Origin of the sequence: Viridibacillus sp. NPDC093762, from assembly GCF_050279675.1 — a bacterium.
In the GTDB taxonomy this organism is placed as follows: Bacteria; Bacillota; Bacilli; order Bacillales_A; family Planococcaceae; genus Viridibacillus.
Window position 1 is genome coordinate 1 of the sequence record NZ_JBNNUK010000031.1, and the last position, 20,842, is coordinate 20,842.

Sequence of the window (20,842 nt, forward strand, 5' to 3'; positions counted from 1 at the left end):
TTCCATCGAACTATAACAAGAAGGATGACACGGAGAAGCCGGCAACATAACTAAACTTAGACCAAGAGTCCCCGGGGCAGCTTAGCAGGCCTCTGACTTATGAATAGACCGAACGAAGGAATGTAAGCGCACTGACGCTAAGAGACATGGGAGGGTACGTCTTCATAAGTATCGCAGAGATCCATTGTGCATCAAATAGTGGATAAAAAAGCTAATGATTTTCATTAGTTTTAGCGAAGCGTACGCTCAATTTGGTAATAAAAACTATAAATTCAATCATCTGTTTACAAAAGAGATGGAAAAATATTTTCATTACAACACGAAGTGTTGAAAACCGTTGATACATCAATGTTTATAGAGGCAGTTTAGTCGAATAAATAAAATTAGAAAAAAGCGGAATTTTAGTTTGTTTATATTCGTATAATTATTATGACACTTGAAAGGTGGATTTTTTATGTACAAAGTGAATGGTATAGAAGCTTATGAAGCACATAATCGAACTGAGTTATTAGCAGGTTTAGAGGCAAAATCTGAATATATCCTTATTAAAGGAGACTATTATAAAGAAGTAAGAAAGATTATGGATATTCATCTTCCAGAGAACGAAAGTATAGGAGTGGCATTAGGAAGTGCAGGTGTGTTATCAATTCTTAATTATGCAATAGATGCAGTAAGAAATTCATTCAGTAATGCAGATAAAATGGATAAAAAAATTGACAGAAAGTTAAATTCATTCAAGGTTAAAAAGATTACAGATGATGGTTTATTATTGAGCTTAAAGCAGTTAGATTATTAGAACTTGCATACATAGAACTATTTTGGATAGTTCTATGTGAATAAATACACTTAAACAAACGGGTGCTTTACTTCAATAAGGAGTAGAGCCTTTTTCTTCTTCAATTAACGGGGCAGGTTAGTTGAAGAGTATTGTTTAACTTGTGTTCAACAATCGGGCCAGATTGTTGAGGAACGTTTGTAATACAAACAGAAATTTATATTAAAATATTACATCGAAATTGTGGTTAATTTAAGAACTAATGTAAATGTAAACCTATTTTATGTAAACTTAAGCACAAGAGGTAAATTCATGAAAGGAAGGAAATTCATAATGTATCCCACACTTTTATTTAAATCTGTCGGAGGATTCGCAAGTGTTATATCTGGTTTATTCTTAGGAATCGGACATTTGATTAACCTATTAGGGGAGGCAGATGATGGAACTGTTTTTGGTCAAAGCTTAGTATTATTTGGTCACCTAGGTCTTAGCTTTGCTTTTATAGGATTATTTGAGGCACAGGGTAAAAAAAATGGACTGTTGGGTAATCTAGGAATGTTGTTGGGTCTGATTGGTACGACTTGTGTAACGGCAGTTGTATTTGTAGAAATAGCAGGTGTTTCTGGGGTGAATGTAAAACCTATTTTTGATGAAGGCGTTTCAGGCATTATATATACAGTTGGACCATTGTTTTTCGTTTTAGGTATGATTCTAGTTGGAATTTCGGTGATGAAAGAAGGTATTCTTCCTCGTATGGGTGGATTATGCTTAATAGTAGGAACGCTTGTTTTTGCTTTGGCTACTATTATACCAAATGCTGAAGGAATCATCACTGTCATTGGAGGAGCCATTACAGGTATAGGATTTGTATGGCTGGGAGGATATTTACTTTCTGCTATTGGTAAAAGAGAACTAACCAATCAAACAAAAATGAAAGCTTTATAAGCCATAAGTGATAGAAATATATATAACATAACTAAGAGTATACTTAGTGAAACAATAGAATATAAACAATGATATTCAACAATCGGGTGCGATTGTTGAATAAGCTTCACTTTTCTTCTTCAACTAACGCGGGGCTTTACTTGAAGATCATTGAGTTGCATATGCAGCTCTTTTTTCTAATTGGGGTACCGTCAGGAAAATGCGGATTTACAACGTTAAGGAATTTTCATTACTCCATAAGCATTTTTAAGTTATATTCAAAAACCATGCTTTGACATTGTCTAAAGCATGGTTTTTATTTAAACTAATATAAATCTGCTAAGTTGATTTTTTTAACTCATCTATTTATTGAATTCATTAACTGGAAGAAGTATTCAGGTTTGTGAGTCTTATTTAGGTTATACCATGAATGTAATGTATCTGGTGCAAATACATCTAATTTTTTCAGTACTTCCATCGCAAATTCCAGAGGAGCTACTCCTGATGCAGTAACCAAATTCTCACCAGATACCGCAGGTCCCATCTCATGAAATTTTTCTCCTTTATAATTAGGACAAACCATTTTAATATACTCTAAGCCATTGCTTGTATGCTTTCTAGAATCTAGGTATCCCATATTCGCAAGGGCCTCAGTTGCACCACAAATTGCAGCAACAATAGTGCCAAGCTTTAAGGCTTCGCCAATTTTTTTCATGATTGGTTGATGAATAACTTCTCCCCAAGTAGTCCCTCCAGGCAAAACTAAAAGATCTTTACTCTCAAGAGTACACTCATCAAGGGAAATATCTGGTTTTATGCTCAGTCCCCCCATCGTAGTAATCATTTCTTTATTAGCTCCTACTGTAACTACTTTTAAAGGTACTATATCTTTTTTGAAATATCTTCCTGTGTTTAGTTCGGCAATTAAATATCCATATTCCCAGTCTGACATTGTGTTAAATACATATAGATAAACTTTTTTTGTTTGCATCCAATAACACTCCCAATCACAATTTATATAGCAATTATAATTTAACTTCCCTGACAGCTAACGTCAGGGAAGTTATCATACTTGATGAAATTTTATTAATTCCGATAGAACTTCAATAAGTCTTTTCTTTAGACTTATTGGCTCGATAATTTGAATAGATTTACCGTACGGTAAAAGTAAATAAGGTATATATGTATGTACTATATCTTTTTCAAGAAGGAAAACTGCTTGATTTGAATTTCGTTCATGTAAATAATGTCCTAAAAACCAATGTTGGCAAACATCATTCAGCGTACTTTCATTTCCATTAATAACTAAAGAAGTAATCCCTTCCTTATCTTCTATAGTTGGAAGGAGGTTTTTCATAAAAAAGTCACGTGCTGAAAAATTTTCTGGCCGGTTAAACTTATTTTCGGTTAGCATTAGACTTTCAATTCGATCTACTCTAAAACTACGGATATCATTCCTAAGATGACAAAATCCAATCACATACCACTTATTATTCCAATAGATAATTCTGTACGGATCGACCAATCTATAATTTAATTGCTTTTCGCCATTTTTATGGTAAAGAATTTTTACTGAGTACCCGTCAGCTACAGCCTGCTCCAACTCCTTCAAAAAAGGTTCCATAGAGAGTGAACTTAATCGACTTATTACTTCAAGACTAGTTAAATGTTGGTTTATCTTTGTTTCCTGCTCTTGATTTGAGTATTTACTTAGTTTTGAAATGGCCCTATTTAGTGCTTCCCCTCCATAATATCCGGCTTCTTCTGCAAAAACAGCAGCGTGAAATAGTGAAGTTTGCTCTTCAAAATCAAAAAAAAGAGGAGCCTCAATAAAATTGTTTAATAATGTGTATCCACCGTTATGTCCTGGTTCTGAAATTATAGGTACGCCACTTGTTGAAATTGTATCAATATAACGATACACAGTCCTTATATTCATCTCTAACTTTTCTGAAATTTGTTTTGCAGTAATTTTTTCACCCGAACGAAGCATCCATAGAATTGCTAACATATTGTCAATTTTAGGCATATAATTCCACCTCTATATGGAATTTATTTTCTATTACATATTTCCGATTTTTGGTATATCTCATCAAATGTTCCTTTCCGATAGCTTTCTATATAATGAGGCCCTAGACAAATTTGTGATTTCACAAATTTGATTTACAGTCATTTCTCCCTCTTTATAAAGCTTTACTGCATAATTCATTCCTGCATGATTTTTATGGTACTTCTTTAACCGACCTTTAAACTTTCCTTCTTTCTTAGCCAGTTCAATCCCTTCACGCTGCCGCATACGGATAAGATCACGTTCTAATTGGTTTCCCCCCGCCATAACCGTAATTAAGAATTGGCTGTAGGGATTATCTTCTGATAAATCTAGCCATGTATCTTTTAAGGATTTTAAATTTGCCTTTTTACTCCGTATGTTATCGATTAATTCAAATAAATCTTGTGTACTACGAGTAATCCGAGTTAAGTCCGAAACATAAATGATGTCACCTTCTTGTATATCCTCTAACATTTTTTGAAGTTGCTCACGATCTTTTGTTGCTCCGGGAACTTTTTCTTCAAAAGGGGGCTTTACTTGAAGATCATTAACTTGCATATGCAGCTCTTTTCCGGGGCAGTTTACTACAAGAAGAACAAAAAAAGGCAACCTGAAAAAATCAGTTTGCCCTTTTATGTATGTATAATTAAATTATATCATTGTCTGTAACAAATTATCAGTCTTTAATTACTCCATTTTATTGTTAGTCTTAGAAGTAGAGTTGATTGGAGGAAGAGTTATGATTGATTACAGAATACGACCAATAGAAAAGTTTAGTGGGAAAATTGGGGAATTGGTGTCAATGCTTGAACATTCAAGAAGTGTAACATTAAATGAAATTTCGGAACTTAAACAGATTGATTTAGATTATTTACCGAATACTAGTTCAAACTCTATTGGTTCTCTATTATTACATATCGCTTCAATTGAATTTGTTCATCAAATTATTTCATTTGAAAATAGAGATTTAAATAAGAGTGAACTTATGAAATGGGGAACGGCATTAGAACTTGGAGAAAAAGCAAGAGCTGAAACTAAAGGATTATCCCTTAATTATTACTTGAATGAATTATCTCAAATTAGAGAAAATACATTAACACGGCTAAGTTCTAAGAAAGATAACTGGTTATACGAAGAAAACAAATGGGAAAATGGTGTCCCTTATAATAATTACTATATTTGGTTTCACGTTCTGGAGGAAGAAATTAACCACCGTGGACAGATAAGAACAATTAAGCGACTGTTGTTAAATAATAACTGAAATCTTATTCAACTAACGGGTGCTTTACTTGTAGATCATTGAGTTGCGTCCTTTTTCTTTATTGAACTAACGAGGCAGGTTAGTTCAAGAGTGTTGTTTAACTTCTGTTCAACAATTGGGCCAATTAATTGAATAAGTGAATATCTGCATCTGTTATAAAGATGCAGTTTTTTAATTTAGATATGATGCACGATGGAAATTTAAAAAAGTTGTAACGAAATCGATAATTTTATGATACATAGGTGAATGGTCAAACGGAAAAGGGAGGGTAGCAGTGGATAAAGACAATATATATCAAGAATATGGGGATTTTATTTTTAAATACTTATTAACGTTAACAAACAGCCTTGATTTAGCAGAGGAATTAACACAAGAAACATTTTATCAAGCTATCAAATCCATTAATAATTTTCACGATAATGGTAAAGCCAAGTTCTCCACGTGGCTTTGTGCTATTGCTAAAAACGTTTGGCTACAAGAATTGACCCAAAAAAATAAAAACCAAAAATTGAATGAATCATTAAAGAGTGAAAATACAACTTTTTACGATTTAGAAGATGAGTATATAAAAAATGAGGATAAAGTTATGTTTTTTAAAAAGGCTCATCAACTTGATGAGAATAAACGAGAAATACTTTATTTAAGATTGTTGGGTGATTTATCGTTCAAAGAAATTGGTTCAATTTTTGAGAGAACAGAGAACTGGGCAAGGATAACTTTTTATAGGGCAAAACTTGAACTAAGAAAGGGTGAGTAAGGTTATGAAACATAGCGTGTGTAGGGATTTAGCTCCTGCTTATATTGACAAATTAACAAGTGAAGAAACAAACGAACAGATAGAAGAACATATGAATCAATGCGAAGAATGTCGAGATTATTTAAACAAAATGAAAGAAGATTTATTTTTGGACGATGAGAATGAAGAGAAAAAGGACAAAAGGAGTATCGATTATTTTAAAAAGGTACGTACCAAAAACAGAAAAAGAACCTTAGTTATCGTATCATCATTACTAGCAATATTTCTCGCTTTGATAACTGCTTATTACTTCGTGTTTGTAAATATGTGGTTGGCAAATTCCGGTAATGTTGAAACGAATATTCAAAACCACGACACAGCCGTTACACTGTCATTCAAAGCTAAAAAAGACAATCATTATATAATAACAACAGATGCAAAAACAGATGAAGGATACACAGATACTATATTTGTTTATGAAAAAAGAAACGATTTCTCTACACCAGCAAAACTCTTACAAGATGGGGTTAATATAACTTATACATTTTTAGATGAAAACACATTATTACTGGACAATGGCAAGGAAAAAAAGCTAACAGATGATGATAGAGTATCTATACAATATAAAGATAAAACTGATGTAATACCCATAAAAGACTTGTATGATACTGAATAAAGAAAAAAATGTAAGGACTAGGAGCCTGGAGGTTATACCGCAATCGGGCGAGATTGTTTAATAAGCTTCACTTTTCATCTTCAACTAATGGGTGCTTTACTTGAAGATCATTGAGTTGCATATGCAGCTCTTTTTTCTAATTGAACTAACGCAGCAGATTAGTTGAAGAGCGTTATTTAACTTTTGTTCAACAATCGGGCAATTTAATGGAATAACAATTTATTAAATAATTCATGGATGGATTTTATTATGGGGATTAGTGGATATCTGAAATAAGACTGCTTAAAGCCGATAATTTTTAACATAATAAAAGTAATATTAAAAATTAAAGGTGTGATGAGATTGAAAAGAGCAGTGTTTTTAGATCGAGATGGAGTAATAAATGAAGTACTAACTGATCGAGTGAAATTTGTAAACGAACCGAATCAATTTTATTTTTTACCTGGTGTAGAAGAAGCAATTAAAAGTTTAAATGAGTATTTTGATTATGTGTTTGTCGTAACAAATCAAGGTGGAATTGGATTAGGTTATATGAAGGAAAAGCAGTTACGTACAATTCATGACTATATGGTGGCTGAACTGGAGAAAAAGGGAGCAACGATTCATGAGGTTGCCTATTGTCCGCATAAACCAAAGGCTGGGTGTGAATGTAGAAAACCAAATAGCAAAATGATTTTAGATTTAGGAGAAAAACACAAAATTGATCTTGAAAAATCATATATGGTTGGAGATACTGATACGGATATTCAGGCAGGTAAAAAAGCAGGTACAAGAACCGTTTTTATTGGTGAGAGTGATCCATTAGCAAATGCAGTGTGTATAAATTTAAAAGAGGCAGTACAATGGATTATTCGTGATATTAAAAATGATAAGAAATAACCCACAGTGGAAAATTATCCATTATGGGTGTTTTTATCTCAACGCATTGTGAAGTGGTCACGGGTTAGAGCTAATATAATGAATGAAAGAAGAACGGATTCCAAGCGGTGGAATCCGTTCTTTTTCATTGTTTTTTTTTAATGACAAAAGTTATTTTGGTTGGAGTTTTATTGAACGAACGATGAGCTTAGTTTAATAATCTTATCTAGTTCTGTTCAACAATCGGGTGCTTTAGTAAAAGATCGTTGAGCTGTTCAGACAGCTCTTTTCTTACCTCCAGTCAAGTACTTTTAAAAGAATTTCAATGGAATAGATGATTTTGATTTAGGTGGTAGGGGTACCCCTACCACCATGCTGAAAATGGTCGTGATTTAAGAAAATCACAGCTTGTCGAACTTGTGAAAATGGCAAACGATACTATTGAGGGCTATAAAAACCCAGAATTTAGATTTAACGTTAATACTACTTACCAACAATAAAAAGTATGAACATAAAAGCCTTATTATTTTGAAACCCTATTAATTATTAATGAAATTAATTCCATATTTAGATATAATATGCAATAATTACAACGTGTGGGTTATTTATAAAATAACTTTATAATCATTTATATTACACGTAGGAGATGTTCAAATGAGTACAGACTTAAATTTGTGGTTTTCTTTTGGTGCAGGTTTATTAAGCTTTATTTCACCGTGTGTCTTTCCTTTGTATCCTGCTTTTCTTTCTTACATTACTGGGATGAGCGTTTCAGAATTGAAGAATGGCATAGGGTTTCAGCAAAAAAAAGCAATTCTACATACAGCTTTTTTTATTATCGGCTTTTCGGTTATTTATTTAGTACTAGGCTTTAGTGCATCAGCATTCAAGGCATGGTTTTTGCAGTTTGAAGATTTAATTCAGCAAGTTGGCTCGATATTAATAGTTATATTCGGATTCGTAGTTCTTGGGGTGTTAAAACCAAGTTTTTTAATGAAAGAGCATAGAGTGCAACTTAAAAATCGACCATCCGGATATTTTGGCTCAATGTTGATAGGTCTTGCTTTTGCCGCTGGATGGACCCCATGCACTGGCCCAATTCTTGGTTCTATTCTTACTTTAGTTGGTAAAAATCCTGAACAAGGTATATGGTATATGGTTGCTTACATTTTAGGATTCAGTATCCCATTCTTCACACTGGCCTTTTTTGTCTCACGTTTGAATTGGATTCGTAAATTCAGTCCAATTATTATGAAGATTGGTGGCGTAGTAATGATTGTTGTTGGGGTTGTCTTATTTTTTGATCAAATGAATATTTTCAACAGAATTTTAGCGCCAATTTTTGGTGATTTTATTGGGTTTTAAGGAGGAACAGATATGAGAAAAAGAACTGTTTTTCGAACTCTTATCTTAGCAATTATGGTTTTCGGCATTAGTTATACCATTTATAATACTTTCACAAAAGATACTAATCAATTAGTAAAAGTTGGTGATGTTTCACCGGATTTTGTTCTTGAAGATTTAGATGGTGTGAAGTGTAAATTGTCAGATTATAAAGGAAAAGGAGTTGCAAAGGATGAACCTGTTGTCTTAGATACCACTCAGAAGGAGAAAGACGAAGAACCAATAGAAAATACTTTCCCTCGTATGATTGATCAAGAGATAGCGTCTCCTATAGGTGAAAGTATGTTTAATTTTACATATGCTGGTAGAGATCCATTGAAAATATCCTTAGTAAATACTGGAACTGAAAGCTTTTTATACAAAATTCTAGATGCAGATAAGGAAACAGATGTAGCAAATGGTGTTTTAAAAAGTAAAGAAAGTTATGAACAGTTATTTGATGGATTACCCGAAGGCGATTATGTTATATATTGCGTTGTAGAAGAGGAAGAGTCTCCTATAGATATAAAACTAAAGGTAAAGGTAGAGATACTTCGCTAAATAATTTGATTTAAGCAGAAACCACAAGTTGGAAGTATTAATAAGATTTCCAAAAATGCGGTATGGGATATTAATGCACTCATTGAAAAGTATGGAGAGGAACGTGTTATTAATTAAGGTCAAGTCAATATAAATGAAATAAATCGGTGGATAAACATGAATGTGATTCCTAAATCTATAGTCGTACAAAATCTGACAGTTGTTAGCATTATACTGGATTTTCTCATTATATTAAAAATTGCAGATTTACCAGAGAGAGATTCAGTTGCCGAAGATTTTGTGTTTTTAGCTTCTGAACTAGAATGATATTGTCTTTTTATTTTTTTTGCGAAAGGCGTTGGGCTGAGGGGGAGTAATCTGGTCCTATTGAAAGTAGACGATGAGTCCGGTACAATACAGAACTCATTTTACTCAAGCTACCTAATGAAATAACCGTGTCTAACTTTTAGGGGGGAGGGTTATAGGTTATTTGTGTTGTGCATTTTTAGTATAACATGTCTATTTCCATACAGTTTTCGGAAGTTAATCCCTCTAATTGCAACCTCAGATTAATTTTCAAAATAGTTAATAATATTACTATTACAACTTCTCTAACTTAAATTTATTTATTCTATAGACTTCATCACAAAGAAGATCGATATCCTCTTGATTATGACTGGTCATAATAATTGTTTTCCCTTCCTTTTTATAATTAAGTAAGAGACTACGTAATTTTTCTACACTTTCAAAATCTAAAGCATTAAATGGTTCATCTAATATTAACACTTCTTGATTTTCCATGAAGGCTTGTGCTAAAGCCAGCTTCTGCTTCATACCTAATGAATACTTCCGTACTTTCTGTTCAGCTGTAGGCTGAAGTCCAACTAAGTTCATTGTTTTAATGATTTGCTCATCATCAATTTTATTCTGTATCATGGCCAGAGATTTTAGATTTTCAAAACCCGTTTTATTTCCTAGATATCCTGGCCTATCAATTATGATTCCAAAGTTCTTTGGAAAAGTAATATCCTTATGTAAATATTCTCCTCCAATTAATATTTCACCGTGATCGGGTCTAACAAATCCACAAATCAACTTAAATAATACAGATTTTCCAGAGCCGTTAGGACCTACAATTCCGTATATTTTTCCTTTTTCAATAGTTAAATCTATATCTTGAAATATAGTTAAGTCCTTATAGGACTTTTGGACATTTTTCACTTCAATAAGGCTCATTTATAGTCATACTCCCTCAAATACATATTTTTTGTTAAGTAAATAAAATAAACATATCCCTTCAACCAAAACTATGAGGATCAAATACAATGATATAGTCATTGGTGATGTGCCATATATCAAATGGCTGTACCCATTTAAACCCACTGGAATGTATTTATAACCAGGGAATAATAATGCGATAAAGATGCCTATTGTAACCAAATTGGTTGAACTGCTTTTTAAAACTATTTGTAACGTAATCAACAGCAGAAGGTAAATGCTTATTTGTAGAAAGCCATTGATAAAAAAGTGATATAGCAGAGAAGTAATGTTCATATCTTCCACTACTGTCACTCGTAAGGAAAATTCCATGCCTTTAAAATATGCCACTGTTAAAGTCAATATAAATATAAAAATCAAATACATTATTGCCATTAATAAAATATTACGGAACCATTCGCCCATCCATTTAAACATAGACGTGTAGCGAATAATTTTGTAGTAGCTCAACTCTGAAAATTCTCTTGCTAAATAGACTTGTGCCAGATATAAAAAGCCGAAGAATACTACTATGTAATACATATACGACAAGAGAGTATAACCCTCAGATGATGTACCGAAAAAATTAAGGAGAAATAGATCAATTACAGTATTACTTCGGCTGTCTGCCATAAAGTAAGTTCCTAATACTAATACAGAAAGATATACGGCGATGCCCGTCTGAAAAGCAGTAAAGCTGACTTTTTGTTTTCCATCTTTAAATTGCAAGGCTAGATAGATTAATCCAAGCGAAAAGATTGCGATTAAAGGGATAGTGAATGTGGTTTTCCAAAGATTTAATGTTTGAAACATAGCGACATAGTTTGATAAAGACAATTTCGCTAAGTTCTCAGGGAAAAGCTTCCAGGATACAAAAGAAAATATATATAAAATCGTAACAATGAAGCTTATCCATCTCCACGACTGAAGAAAGACATATATAGTAGTAACCGAAGCTAAAATAATTAATGTCGTAATAAAGAACATAACTATTTGATATATAAGAGCAAGAACAGGGAAATCAAAATACTGTCTCATAATGGCAGTAGGTTCAAGTAAGTTACTTCCTGAACTCCATTCGTTTGCAAAGGGGAACCCTATAGTCATGATGAATGCAACTAATAACCAAACGATAATCGTCATAGCTAAATACATTAGAATTTTCTTAGAAACCATGAGTACCCACTTTTTATATGAGCCTAATCTGATCAATAAATGATATTCAAAGTCCTTTACTAAAAAAGTCACATTGAAATATAAGAGGAATGGTAAAACGAAATAAATAATCAAGTTAACATCACTTAATAATGTAATTAGCAGATCCCAAGCATTAACGGATGCATTACTTTCGATAATTGTTTTTCTAATTCCAAAACAATAGATAAAAGTAACAAAACCTAATATAATCCATCTTAACTGCAGCAACTCATTAATAAGAATTCTCAAAATGACCATTCTGTCGAATTCCTTTTCTTAAGATATACATAACTCACTATCACAGTTATTAATAAAATCGTAAATGGTACAAATACAGTCCATAATTCTTGTTGGATTATAGAGTACGGGAAAATTGTATATAATGGTGCAAACTTTGAAATACCTAACACAGCAGAGACAAAGCTCATACCTTGATACCATACAACTGGTATCGATAAAGCAACAAATGCATTATCTAAGATCAGGCATAAGATTAAAGGCAAAGTAGCATATAAAACTCCATTGATACCTACCCAGAGGGAGTATATAAATCCATACACAAAAGGCCCGAAAACTAATAATTGATCGAAAGTTACCGTACCATGCAGATTCCCACTAACCCCAACATTTGAGATAAATGCAACTTGAGGGTTTATATATTGAGCAAACAAGAACGGTAAAAACGCATATAAAAATGAAACCCCAAATGAAAGAAGTGTATTTACCATGATTTTAGCGTTCAAATATGTATTAAAATCTATTCGTATCTTGGTATATGTTAAATAATTATTATTTCTTTCATGAATTATTGTATCCGCAAAAACGAATAATACTAAAATCGGGAAAATCATTGCACCAATACCGTTGAGCAAACGCCCGTAGAGATCGATATTGTCAGTGAAGGAATAGCCATCTTGGATTATTAAGTATTGTATCCATACAGGTAAAGTAATAATAAGAAACCAAGTTAGAACCCTATTAAACGTAAATATTTGCTTAAATTCAACCCCTATTTGTTGTTTTAACATCTCTCTCTCCCCTTCCATCTATTTTATTATCGCCATGAAGAAGTTTACCAGCTACACAGAAAAAAGTTTGATCAAAATTCTGTGAACTGGCAGTAGGTTAGTTTTATAACCAATAAAAAAGGATCTTCTAATTAAAGAACCCTTTTTATTGGTTAATTTATTTTCTTATTATCTTTACTTAGAACATGAATTTCATAAGGACCTGAAAGTGATTTGTTTATTTGTGTATATTGAAAAAATTCATTTGTGAGTTCTTCTATACGTTTTCCTATTTCTTTAGCCTTTTTATCTATACTGTCAATGGAAGTATTAATAATAATGGGATTCTGATCATCTATTATAGTAGTAGATGTAACTTTGAGATCATTTATTTCTTTCAACCCTTGATCTATTGATGGCATAACTTTCATTTCCCAATCTCGTTTTAAATTTGTTTTAAAACGTATTGGTATATCCGTAACATTGAAACCCTTTTCTTGAGCTAACTTTAGAAACTCTTTATGAAAATTGTTAACCTCATTTGGATCAATAATCTCTTTATTCTTTTTATAGAACATTAAGTCTAATTGTACGATGCGTCCATCAGTAGCTGAATATCTAGTTCCTATCAATACATTTATTTTATAAGTTTGTTTCATTATATTGGCTATTTCGTCAATAACCTTTTGTTCATGCTCTTGTTTTTCTGTCTGATTAGTTTTATTCCAATCAGCAAGAACTTTAACTTTATAATCCGTGTATTTTTTTGATTGTAATACTTCTTCAATATTACTTTGAAGGTCGTCTTTTAAATAATTAAAATTCTTTTTAGAATAAGGTCTAATCACAAGAACGACTTCTTTCTTCGCACGAGAAAGGGTTAAATCATAACCATCTGGATAGCCCTTTTTCTTAAACACTTTTTTGTTGAAAGAAGATTCTATTGCATTTTTTAAATTGATCGTTTCGTAATAGGAAATTAAATTATTTTTAATCTCTTTAGATGTGACATTATTAACAGAGCTTTCCATTTCTTTAATATTATTATTTGATGTGCATGCTACCACAAAAAATAACGTAACAAATAAAATGAAAAGCATTAACATTCTATTCAAATAAACACCTCATAAATTATTTACAATTTTGTCCAACGTTGTTAATTGTAACATAGTAATATATTTCTTTAAAAATGAAATAACTTCCGTTATCGGGCGCGATTGTTTAATAAGTGCCTCTTTTTCTTATTCAACTAACGGGGGCGTTGATCCAAGAAGGATTAACGTTCTTTTTTGTTGGAGCTATTGAACTAACGGGGCAGATTAGTTCAATAGTTTTGTTTAACTTGTATTCAACAATCGGGCCATAATGTGGAATAATAAAATTTGTCATTATTTTAATGTGTAGTAGACTTAGTAACTACAGTTTTTTCCTCCTATTTACTAGGAATGAATTTTTTTTGATTTTTTAAACAAAGAGGAGAGTCAATATGGAAGTAATATATTTTGCAGGTGGATGTTTATGGGGAGTACAAGCTTTTATAAAAACTTTACCTGGAGTTAAGTTTACAGAAGCAGGAAGAGCTAATGGAACAAGTCATACACTTGAAGGTGATTATGATGGGTACGCCGAATGTGTAAAAACAGGATTTGATCCGACAGTTGTAACAATTAAGGAATTAATGGGATATTTATTTGAAATCATTGATCCATACAGTTTGAATAAACAAGGACAGGATGTTGGCGAGAAATACAGAACAGGAGTATATAGTGAAAAGCCTGAACACTTAAAAGAGGCGAAGGCGTTTCTTGGTGAGAGAAATGATTATGACCTTATAGTTGTTGAAGTATTAACTCTTACAAACTATATGAGAAGTGCAGAAGAACATCAAGATAGGTTAGCTAGATGTCCAAATGATTATTGTCATATTCCAGAAGAAATATTAAGTAGGTATAAGTAAGGGAGAATATTAAAAGATGGTTTATGAGATCTATAGTTTTCAGAAATGCTTTACCAAATAATAAGGGGAACAGAACTGTTTAATCATTTTCAACGATCAAGCGCGATTGTTGAAGAAGCGTTTCGTTTCTTATTGAACTAACGGGGCAGTTTAGTTGAAGAGTGTTGTTTAACTTGTGTCCAACAATTTGGCCATATTGTGGAACAATTCCTTTTATAAAGGTTTATATAATTAGTATAGATGGGAATGAGGTTGAATAAATGGGAATCCTAGAGAAAATTATTACCTCTGTGCTTTCTACACTTATCTTTTCTCTGTCTTTAGCATTTTTAGAATATACACCAGTGGCAGAACAACAAGCTGGAATTGGTTATAACTCCTTGGAAGGGCTATTTATACTATATTATTTTTATTCATTTCCTATTTATTTATTAGGAGGATTATATTCTTATTTTGTAGATGTATATTTTGATAATATCCAGTTTCGTAATGAATTTTTAAAATATCTTATTGGATTCCTCGTATACGTAGCAGGTGGTTTATTAGTTGTTGGAGTACTTTCTGCAATTATATTGCTAACCGACGGGGGTACTGGTGGATTATTGACATTTGGCTCCCTTATGTTTGGAGCCATGGCAGCTTTATTATTTTACCATATTTCCTTGATTTCTAAAAAAGCATTAAAATTGTTTGCAAGATAGAGAATAGTTTTATCTTCCGTTATCGGAAGCCATTGTTTAATAAGTATCTCTTTTTCTTATTAAACTAACGGGGCAGGTTAGTTTAAGAAGAGGTATAATTTTATAAAAGCTTATAGGTGGTGGGAAGATGACTTTAAAAGAGTTTATTAAGTTCCAAGAAGGTATAGCAATTGGGGAAGAATACTCATTTACATATCTAAATGAAGAATATTGGATAAGCCATAATCCAGGTGCATGTTATCTTACGCGAGTCAGAGGTTCCTTTACTAAAGAGTTTGAAACTTCTGAGGCTCTTTTTAAAAATGGAACAATCGAAGGAAAACTTCTTTCAGAAATTTATATGAATATTGAGTGGTGATAAAAATCATTATTATGTTCTTGTTGAACTAAAGGGGCAGTTTAGTTTAAGAATGTTGTTTAACTTGTGTTCAACACAATCGGGCCATTTAATTTTTATAAACAGGAAATCGAAAAATACTGTCGAATGAGATAAAGGGGTTAAAAATGTATAGTCCAAAATGGAGTAAAGTAAAAAAACAATTAAAAAGTTTTACGTGTGATTCATTAAAAAACCGAATCGATTTTCATATTATTAACTACCGAAAAGCCCATGATCAATTAGGTAGAGCAGTTATTACAGTTGATAAAAAAGAAATATTAAGTATGTGTACAATCATAGCTGAAAGAGAAATGATCAGAAAAGAATGGGATATTAGAAAAGAGCAAAATGTTGAATACGATATTTATGATCATAAGCATAACTTAGAAATGGGAATACAAGCTCATGAACTGATTAAAGATGTGGGAATCTTGGCGCAGTATGACTTTTTTGATGCAGTAGAAGAATATCTTAGTTCCCCGATAGATACTTCTATAAAATCTACTGACATTATTATAAAAGTTCTTTCCTTAATGGATAGACGAGTAGGAAAAAGAACATTAAAAAAACTCAGTGAATCTATTGAAACTGAACATGAGTGTATTAGATATTTTTTAAAATTAAGGTGTGATGCTGATGGGATAAGATTTAGTTAATAAATCTCGGTTTTTCCATATAAGTACGCGATTTTTGAAGAAGCGTCTCATTTCTTCTTCAACTAAAGAGGCAGTTTAGTTGAATAGTGTTGTTTAACTTGTTGTTCAATTGAACAAAACAAAGAAATCATCTCGTTACTCAAAAAATAGTAGAGAAAAGATAAGAGGAGAGAAAAAGCAATGATTGAAAACTGTAAATGTGATGAAACATATGATTTAAGAGTAGAAGCAGATATCGGGGCTGATGCTATATGGTGTAATAAATGCCTCTGTAACTTTGAAATATCATATGTTCCAATTTCCATCGAACTGCAATCGGAATTAACAAAATGGATATTAAAATATGGTGAGTGGATTGATTGGGCTAATGATGGAATAGTTCCTAATGGGATTGAACTTGAAGAAATACATAATCAACAAGGATTAAAGCTAACGGAAAAAGTAATGAAGGAACTTGAAGGGAAATACAAAGTTTCATTTTCCCCTTCTACATTTGCAAAAAGGCATGCAAACAAAAAGAAGTAAACTGCTATTACATAAACGGGTGCGATTGTTGAAGAAGCGTCGCTGTTCTTATTAAACTAACGGGTGCTTTAGTTCAATCAACGAGTTATAAAAACAAACGAACATTTAAAATAAAAGATCGATTCCTTAAAGGAATTGATCTTTTTTGTTAATTTAGGAGTGGGATTTCTTATTTGCTGTACTAAGACGAGGGGTTTGATCTAAGAAGGATTAACGTGAACTTATTGAACTAATGAGTCAGGTAACAAATTGAGGTGATTATCGGTATTGAGCCTGGTCTTTTTTCATGCAACAAATATAAGTAACAATAATTTTTTATAAAGGAAATGGAAAAAGATAATGGATAACAATTTTAATACATTTAATTATTTTGCAACCGATTTACTTCCTCATACGACTTTATTGTGTAACGGAGAGGAGAACCAAAATGGATCTAGCAAAATTAGTGAAAAAAGCAAAAAAAGGTGATGATGAAGCATTTGAACAACTGATTGGTTCTGTTCGACAAAAGCTGTACCGAACAGCCTATGCATATGTTAGAAATGAACAAGATGCTCTTGATGTCTATCAAGAAACAATTTATACAGCCTATATTTCAATAAAGACATTAAAAAAACCTGAAAGTTTTTCGAGTTGGATTACAAAAATTCTAGTTTTTAAATCGATTGATTTCATTCGGAAAGAGTCCCGCCATTTTACTACAGATAATGAGGAAATCTTTACTGAATTAATCGCTTCTGAAAATGTTGATTTTATCATGCATTCGATGGATTTATCAGATGCCTTTAAATTTTTAAATCCTACTGTTAAGACCATTATTTTGTTGAGGTATTATCACGATTTGTCCATTAAGGAAATTGCCACCATCATGAATTATCCAGAAGGAACTGTGAAATCACATTTAAATAGAGCGAAAAAAGAGCTTAGACCCATTTTAAAGGAGGACTATCTTTATGAATAAAGACCAATTCAATCGATCTATCGACAACATAAATGTACCTGTTGAAAAGCTAATGGCAAGGGAGAAGATGGCTATCTTTCAAGCCGAGAAAAAAAGAAAAGTAGGAAGAACCACAAAAGGGTCAATCTTGGTAGCGTGTGGGTTATGCCTATCTTTGCTTGGTTCTGGATTTGTTTCAACAGGCATGGCGGAAGCATTATCAAATATCCCTATAATTGGTCCGATTTATAAGGACTTTAGAGACATTGCCTCAGATAAAATTGAACACGATCAACTTACGACAGTAATTGATAAACAGGATAGTAAAAACGGCTTAACAATGACTGTAAAAGAAGCAGCTTATGATGGTAGCCGGATAATCGTAACAGTTGTTTACACAGGTCAAAAAGAACTTTCGATGAAAGAAGAAACGGCCGGCTTTAGCTATATAACAATTAATGGACAAGAAGTTAAACCAGCGATTGGTTCAACAGGGCAAGATGACATAAACTCGAATACAATAATTGAACATCATCAATTTACCTTTTCTAATTATAATGAATATGGCGATAAAATTGAGGTTGCGGTCCATGGAGAAGATTTATTTGGCTATGAGGGCAAATTGAAGGTGGCTTTCCCACTTGAAAAAATAAAAGGCGATATGTTTGAGTTTTATCCAAAGGCTACAACTAAAACGATTGATAAAGTTTATACATTAACAGCCGACAAAGTAACATTTTCACCTCTATCAACAAGAATAGACCTAACGATTGATTATCCTGTTGAAATGGATGAAAACGATAGTTGGCCATGGTTTGATTTCTCTGTAGTCGATGATAATGGTCATGTATATGATAAACTGAAACTACAAGCAGGCATGGCTGTTGGGAACTATGGTCATCATATGGTACTGACTTTGCCTCCAATGGATACGATACCAAAATCATTTACACTCAAGCCAAGTCGAACAAATAGTGAAGGCTTTAGTGAAGAAATAAAGGAATTAGAATTAGTCGTTCCTTTAAATAAAAGTAAATAATGACCTCATTTGTTTGGTTTACTCATATCGCGGAAGTACCTTAAGCTAACGAACACGCGATAGTTGAATAACGAGTCCTTATTCAACTAACGGGTGCTTTACTTGAAGATCATGAGTTGCATATGCAGCTCTTTTTTCTTTATTGAACTAACGGAGCAGTTTAGTTGAAGAAAAAATTATTAGCTTGTTCAACAATCGGGCCATATAATTGAATAACACTTTTTTGGATATTTATGTTAAAATTTTAGTGAGATTGTGAAGAAATATACTTAACTAAGGAGGTAGGATAGTTGAGTAAGATGACTTTTTTATAACTTATAAAGTTTGATAAAAATAAAATGTTGAGGAGTAATAGATGAAAAAAATTAATGAAATTATTGATATTTTAATTAATAAAGGTTTGATAATAAATGATGGTTTGGAAGTGAAGAGGTTAAAAAGTGGTACAACTAATGGTGTTTTATATACTCTCCTTTATAATGAGATACCGACCTATGTGATGAAAATAGATACCCCTGAGATTATCACTGCAACTAAGGATTTTCTTGTGGCCTATAATGATATAGGATTGTTGCCAGATGTTCTTTATACAGACGATGAAAAAGAATTTATTGCCTACTCTTATATTTCTGGAGAGACCCATTTTAATAGAGGTTCTAAAATAGAATGGATGACACTTTTAATTAAAGAGTTATTCAATGAATACAAGAAAGTGGATAAAGACACACCTTGGGGTAGAATCGATGGAATACATAGAAATTCTTGGTCAGAATTTAACCAAAGTAGTTTGGAGTCTGCCCGAAGGAATATAGGAGATTTATTACCAAGTGAAGACCATAAAAGGATAGAGATTTTGGTAAATAAATTAAAATCATATCATGATCAAGAAGAGAAGTATTATCTACATGGAGATACTGGTGTACATAACTTTGTATATTTGGACACCAAATTAAAAGGAGTCATCGACCCATCACCATTAATCGGTCCGAAAATATACGATTTTACTTATTCTTTTTGTTCTTCGCCTGATAGTCTAAATTTAAGTACGCTTTTTTCATTATTTCCATTGTGGGATAATGATTCTATTAATAAGGAACGGCTTTTGGATGAAGTTCTTTTTCAGTTATATACACGTATTGGAGTATGTATTAAAGTTCATCCGCATGATTTAAATGATTATATGGAAGCCTGGAAAGAATGGAGGAAATATCTTCACTCTAACTAAATAGTGATTCTTCTTCAACTAACGGGTGCTTTAGTAGAAGATCTAAGAGCTGCATAGACAGCTCTTTTTTCTTATTCAACTAAAGGGGCAGGTTAGTTCAAGAAGAACTATATTTAAATGGTAAATAATGCTAATATAGAATATAAATAATATTATTTAGGGGTGCAACTGTGAAATTACATAAGATTTTAGGCGTTGTATTTATTTTTTTATCCTTGACTTTAAGTGCTTGTTCACAAGATGGGAAAGAATATAGTTTTTATGGAAAAAGTAAAAATTGGATTGTTATGTACGAAACTGAGATTAGTGAAGAAAGAGGGTCGGCAGACTATTCAATCGAATACATTGGAAAAGAACCTGCACCTGAAATATTTGGATATAACATAAAGAGTTCATGGTTTGAATTTGGAGTGAATGAAGAGACTTTCAATGAAGAAAATAATGTACATTCAGGTAATAGTGAATGTACTGGTCCTCCTTCTAACGATGACAGTTGTGAAGTTAGTATTAAGGAAAATGAAAAGATGGAAGCAGTGTTGGAGTGGAACGGTAAATCAGAAGTTATTGAAATGTACAGAAATTGATAGTGAAGATTAGGGGATAAGGATTCTTCTCTTATTGAACTAAAGGGGCAGTTTAGTGGAATAGCGGTATGGAAATAATATAATATGGATTTGAAGTATTTCTATAAAGGATGGTTATTGTTGAGCTTAGAAATTGGATTTATATCTAAAGGATGGATTTCAGATATACCCA

General features: G+C 32.3%; 25 protein-coding genes. 18 read left to right on the forward strand and 7 right to left on the reverse strand.

All coding sequences use genetic code 11. The features are described from left to right. Positions 1-454 precede the first annotated feature (454 nt). On the forward strand, positions 455-796 hold the full coding sequence (locus ACQKM9_RS20725) for a hypothetical protein (protein ID WP_427736296.1): 342 nt from the start codon (positions 455-457) through the stop codon (positions 794-796). Positions 797-1,087: 291 nt separating this feature from the next. After that, a complete protein-coding gene (locus ACQKM9_RS20730; RefSeq protein WP_427736298.1) occupies positions 1,088-1,720 on the forward strand; it encodes a hypothetical protein in 633 nt (210 codons plus the stop codon). A 337-nt stretch (positions 1,721-2,057) separates the two neighbouring features. On the opposite strand, the gene ACQKM9_RS20735 is transcribed toward ACQKM9_RS20730, so the two are convergent. The 3 genes from ACQKM9_RS20735 to ACQKM9_RS20745 all read right to left on the reverse strand — a co-directional run bounded on the left by ACQKM9_RS20735 (position 2,058) and on the right by ACQKM9_RS20745 (position 4,307). Continuing rightward, positions 2,058-2,690 (reverse strand): type 1 glutamine amidotransferase family protein, encoded by a 633-nt coding sequence (locus ACQKM9_RS20735; protein ID WP_427736299.1) that lies wholly within the window; start codon positions 2,688-2,690, stop codon positions 2,058-2,060. 75 nt (positions 2,691-2,765) lie between these two features. After that, entirely contained in the window at positions 2,766-3,728 is a 963-nt protein-coding gene (locus ACQKM9_RS20740; protein WP_427736301.1) for a helix-turn-helix transcriptional regulator, read from the reverse strand. Between the two features lie 63 nt (positions 3,729-3,791). Then, positions 3,792-4,307 carry a recombinase family protein gene (locus tag ACQKM9_RS20745; RefSeq protein ID WP_427736302.1) on the reverse strand — a complete coding sequence of 172 codons (516 nt, stop codon included), beginning with the start codon at positions 4,305-4,307 and terminating at the stop codon, positions 3,792-3,794. A 181-nt stretch (positions 4,308-4,488) separates the two neighbouring features. Here ACQKM9_RS20745 and ACQKM9_RS20750 point away from each other — a divergent pair, with 181 nt between their 5' ends. From ACQKM9_RS20750 to ACQKM9_RS20780, 7 genes are all read left to right on the forward strand, one after another. Next, on the forward strand, positions 4,489-5,010 hold the full coding sequence (locus tag ACQKM9_RS20750) for a DinB family protein (RefSeq protein WP_427736304.1): 522 nt from the start codon (positions 4,489-4,491) through the stop codon (positions 5,008-5,010). 274 nt (positions 5,011-5,284) lie between these two features. Beyond that, complete coding sequence (locus ACQKM9_RS20755) at positions 5,285-5,767, forward strand: RNA polymerase sigma factor (RefSeq protein WP_427736305.1); 483 nt, start codon at positions 5,285-5,287, stop codon at positions 5,765-5,767. Between the two features lie 4 nt (positions 5,768-5,771). Further along, complete coding sequence (locus ACQKM9_RS20760; protein WP_427736306.1) at positions 5,772-6,422, forward strand: zf-HC2 domain-containing protein; 651 nt, start codon at positions 5,772-5,774, stop codon at positions 6,420-6,422. 342 nt (positions 6,423-6,764) lie between these two features. After that, positions 6,765-7,301 carry a D-glycero-alpha-D-manno-heptose-1,7-bisphosphate 7-phosphatase gene (locus tag ACQKM9_RS20765; protein WP_427736307.1) on the forward strand — a complete coding sequence of 179 codons (537 nt, stop codon included), beginning with the start codon at positions 6,765-6,767 and terminating at the stop codon, positions 7,299-7,301. A gap of 633 nt (positions 7,302-7,934) precedes the next feature. After that, complete coding sequence (locus ACQKM9_RS20770) at positions 7,935-8,645, forward strand: cytochrome c biogenesis CcdA family protein (protein ID WP_427736308.1); 711 nt, start codon at positions 7,935-7,937, stop codon at positions 8,643-8,645. Between the two features lie 12 nt (positions 8,646-8,657). Beyond that, a complete protein-coding gene (locus ACQKM9_RS20775; RefSeq protein ID WP_427736309.1) occupies positions 8,658-9,224 on the forward strand; it encodes a hypothetical protein in 567 nt (188 codons plus the stop codon). A 156-nt stretch (positions 9,225-9,380) separates the two neighbouring features. Continuing rightward, a complete protein-coding gene (locus ACQKM9_RS20780; protein ID WP_427736310.1) occupies positions 9,381-9,530 on the forward strand; it encodes a hypothetical protein in 150 nt (49 codons plus the stop codon). A 273-nt stretch (positions 9,531-9,803) separates the two neighbouring features. On the opposite strand, the gene ACQKM9_RS20785 is transcribed toward ACQKM9_RS20780, so the two are convergent. From ACQKM9_RS20785 to ACQKM9_RS20800, 4 genes are all read right to left on the reverse strand, one after another. Then, the gene (locus ACQKM9_RS20785) at positions 9,804-10,439 is read right to left on the reverse strand and encodes an ABC transporter ATP-binding protein (protein ID WP_427736312.1); all 636 of its coding nucleotides are present in this window, start codon (positions 10,437-10,439) and stop codon (positions 9,804-9,806) included. Positions 10,440-10,445: 6 nt separating this feature from the next. Next, on the reverse strand, positions 10,446-11,915 hold the full coding sequence (locus ACQKM9_RS20790; protein ID WP_427736313.1) for a hypothetical protein: 1,470 nt from the start codon (positions 11,913-11,915) through the stop codon (positions 10,446-10,448). Then, positions 11,903-12,685, reverse strand: coding sequence for an ABC transporter permease (locus tag ACQKM9_RS20795; protein WP_427736314.1), 783 nt, complete (start codon positions 12,683-12,685; stop codon positions 11,903-11,905). Before ACQKM9_RS20795 ends, ACQKM9_RS20790 begins: the two co-directional genes overlap by 13 nt. 152 nt (positions 12,686-12,837) lie before the next feature. Beyond that, the gene (locus ACQKM9_RS20800; RefSeq protein WP_427736315.1) at positions 12,838-13,779 is read right to left on the reverse strand and encodes a hypothetical protein; all 942 of its coding nucleotides are present in this window, start codon (positions 13,777-13,779) and stop codon (positions 12,838-12,840) included. A 371-nt stretch (positions 13,780-14,150) separates the two neighbouring features. Here ACQKM9_RS20800 and ACQKM9_RS20805 point away from each other — a divergent pair, with 371 nt between their 5' ends. From ACQKM9_RS20805 to ACQKM9_RS20845, 9 genes are all read left to right on the forward strand, one after another. After that, the gene (locus ACQKM9_RS20805) at positions 14,151-14,621 is read left to right on the forward strand and encodes a peptide-methionine (S)-S-oxide reductase (RefSeq protein ID WP_427736316.1); all 471 of its coding nucleotides are present in this window, start codon (positions 14,151-14,153) and stop codon (positions 14,619-14,621) included. A 260-nt stretch (positions 14,622-14,881) separates the two neighbouring features. Then, complete coding sequence (locus ACQKM9_RS20810; protein WP_427736317.1) at positions 14,882-15,322, forward strand: hypothetical protein; 441 nt, start codon at positions 14,882-14,884, stop codon at positions 15,320-15,322. 127 nt (positions 15,323-15,449) lie between these two features. Then, complete coding sequence (locus ACQKM9_RS20815) at positions 15,450-15,680, forward strand: hypothetical protein (protein ID WP_427736319.1); 231 nt, start codon at positions 15,450-15,452, stop codon at positions 15,678-15,680. A 146-nt stretch (positions 15,681-15,826) separates the two neighbouring features. After that, complete coding sequence (locus ACQKM9_RS20820) at positions 15,827-16,357, forward strand: SF0329 family protein (RefSeq protein WP_427736321.1); 531 nt, start codon at positions 15,827-15,829, stop codon at positions 16,355-16,357. A gap of 180 nt (positions 16,358-16,537) precedes the next feature. Then, entirely contained in the window at positions 16,538-16,882 is a 345-nt protein-coding gene (locus tag ACQKM9_RS20825; protein WP_427736322.1) for a hypothetical protein, read from the forward strand. Between the two features lie 427 nt (positions 16,883-17,309). Next, on the forward strand, positions 17,310-17,843 hold the full coding sequence (locus ACQKM9_RS20830) for a sigma-70 family RNA polymerase sigma factor (protein WP_427736323.1): 534 nt from the start codon (positions 17,310-17,312) through the stop codon (positions 17,841-17,843). Then, entirely contained in the window at positions 17,836-18,861 is a 1,026-nt protein-coding gene (locus ACQKM9_RS20835; protein ID WP_427736324.1) for a DUF4179 domain-containing protein, read from the forward strand. The genes ACQKM9_RS20830 and ACQKM9_RS20835 overlap by 8 nt, the downstream gene beginning before the upstream one ends. Positions 18,862-19,216: 355 nt before the next feature. Then, a complete protein-coding gene (locus ACQKM9_RS20840; RefSeq protein ID WP_427736326.1) occupies positions 19,217-20,086 on the forward strand; it encodes a phosphotransferase in 870 nt (289 codons plus the stop codon). A gap of 170 nt (positions 20,087-20,256) precedes the next feature. Next, positions 20,257-20,670: a hypothetical protein gene (locus tag ACQKM9_RS20845; protein WP_427736327.1), complete on the forward strand. Its 414-nt coding sequence runs from the start codon at positions 20,257-20,259 to the stop codon at positions 20,668-20,670. The last annotated feature ends 172 nt before the right edge of the window (positions 20,671-20,842 follow it).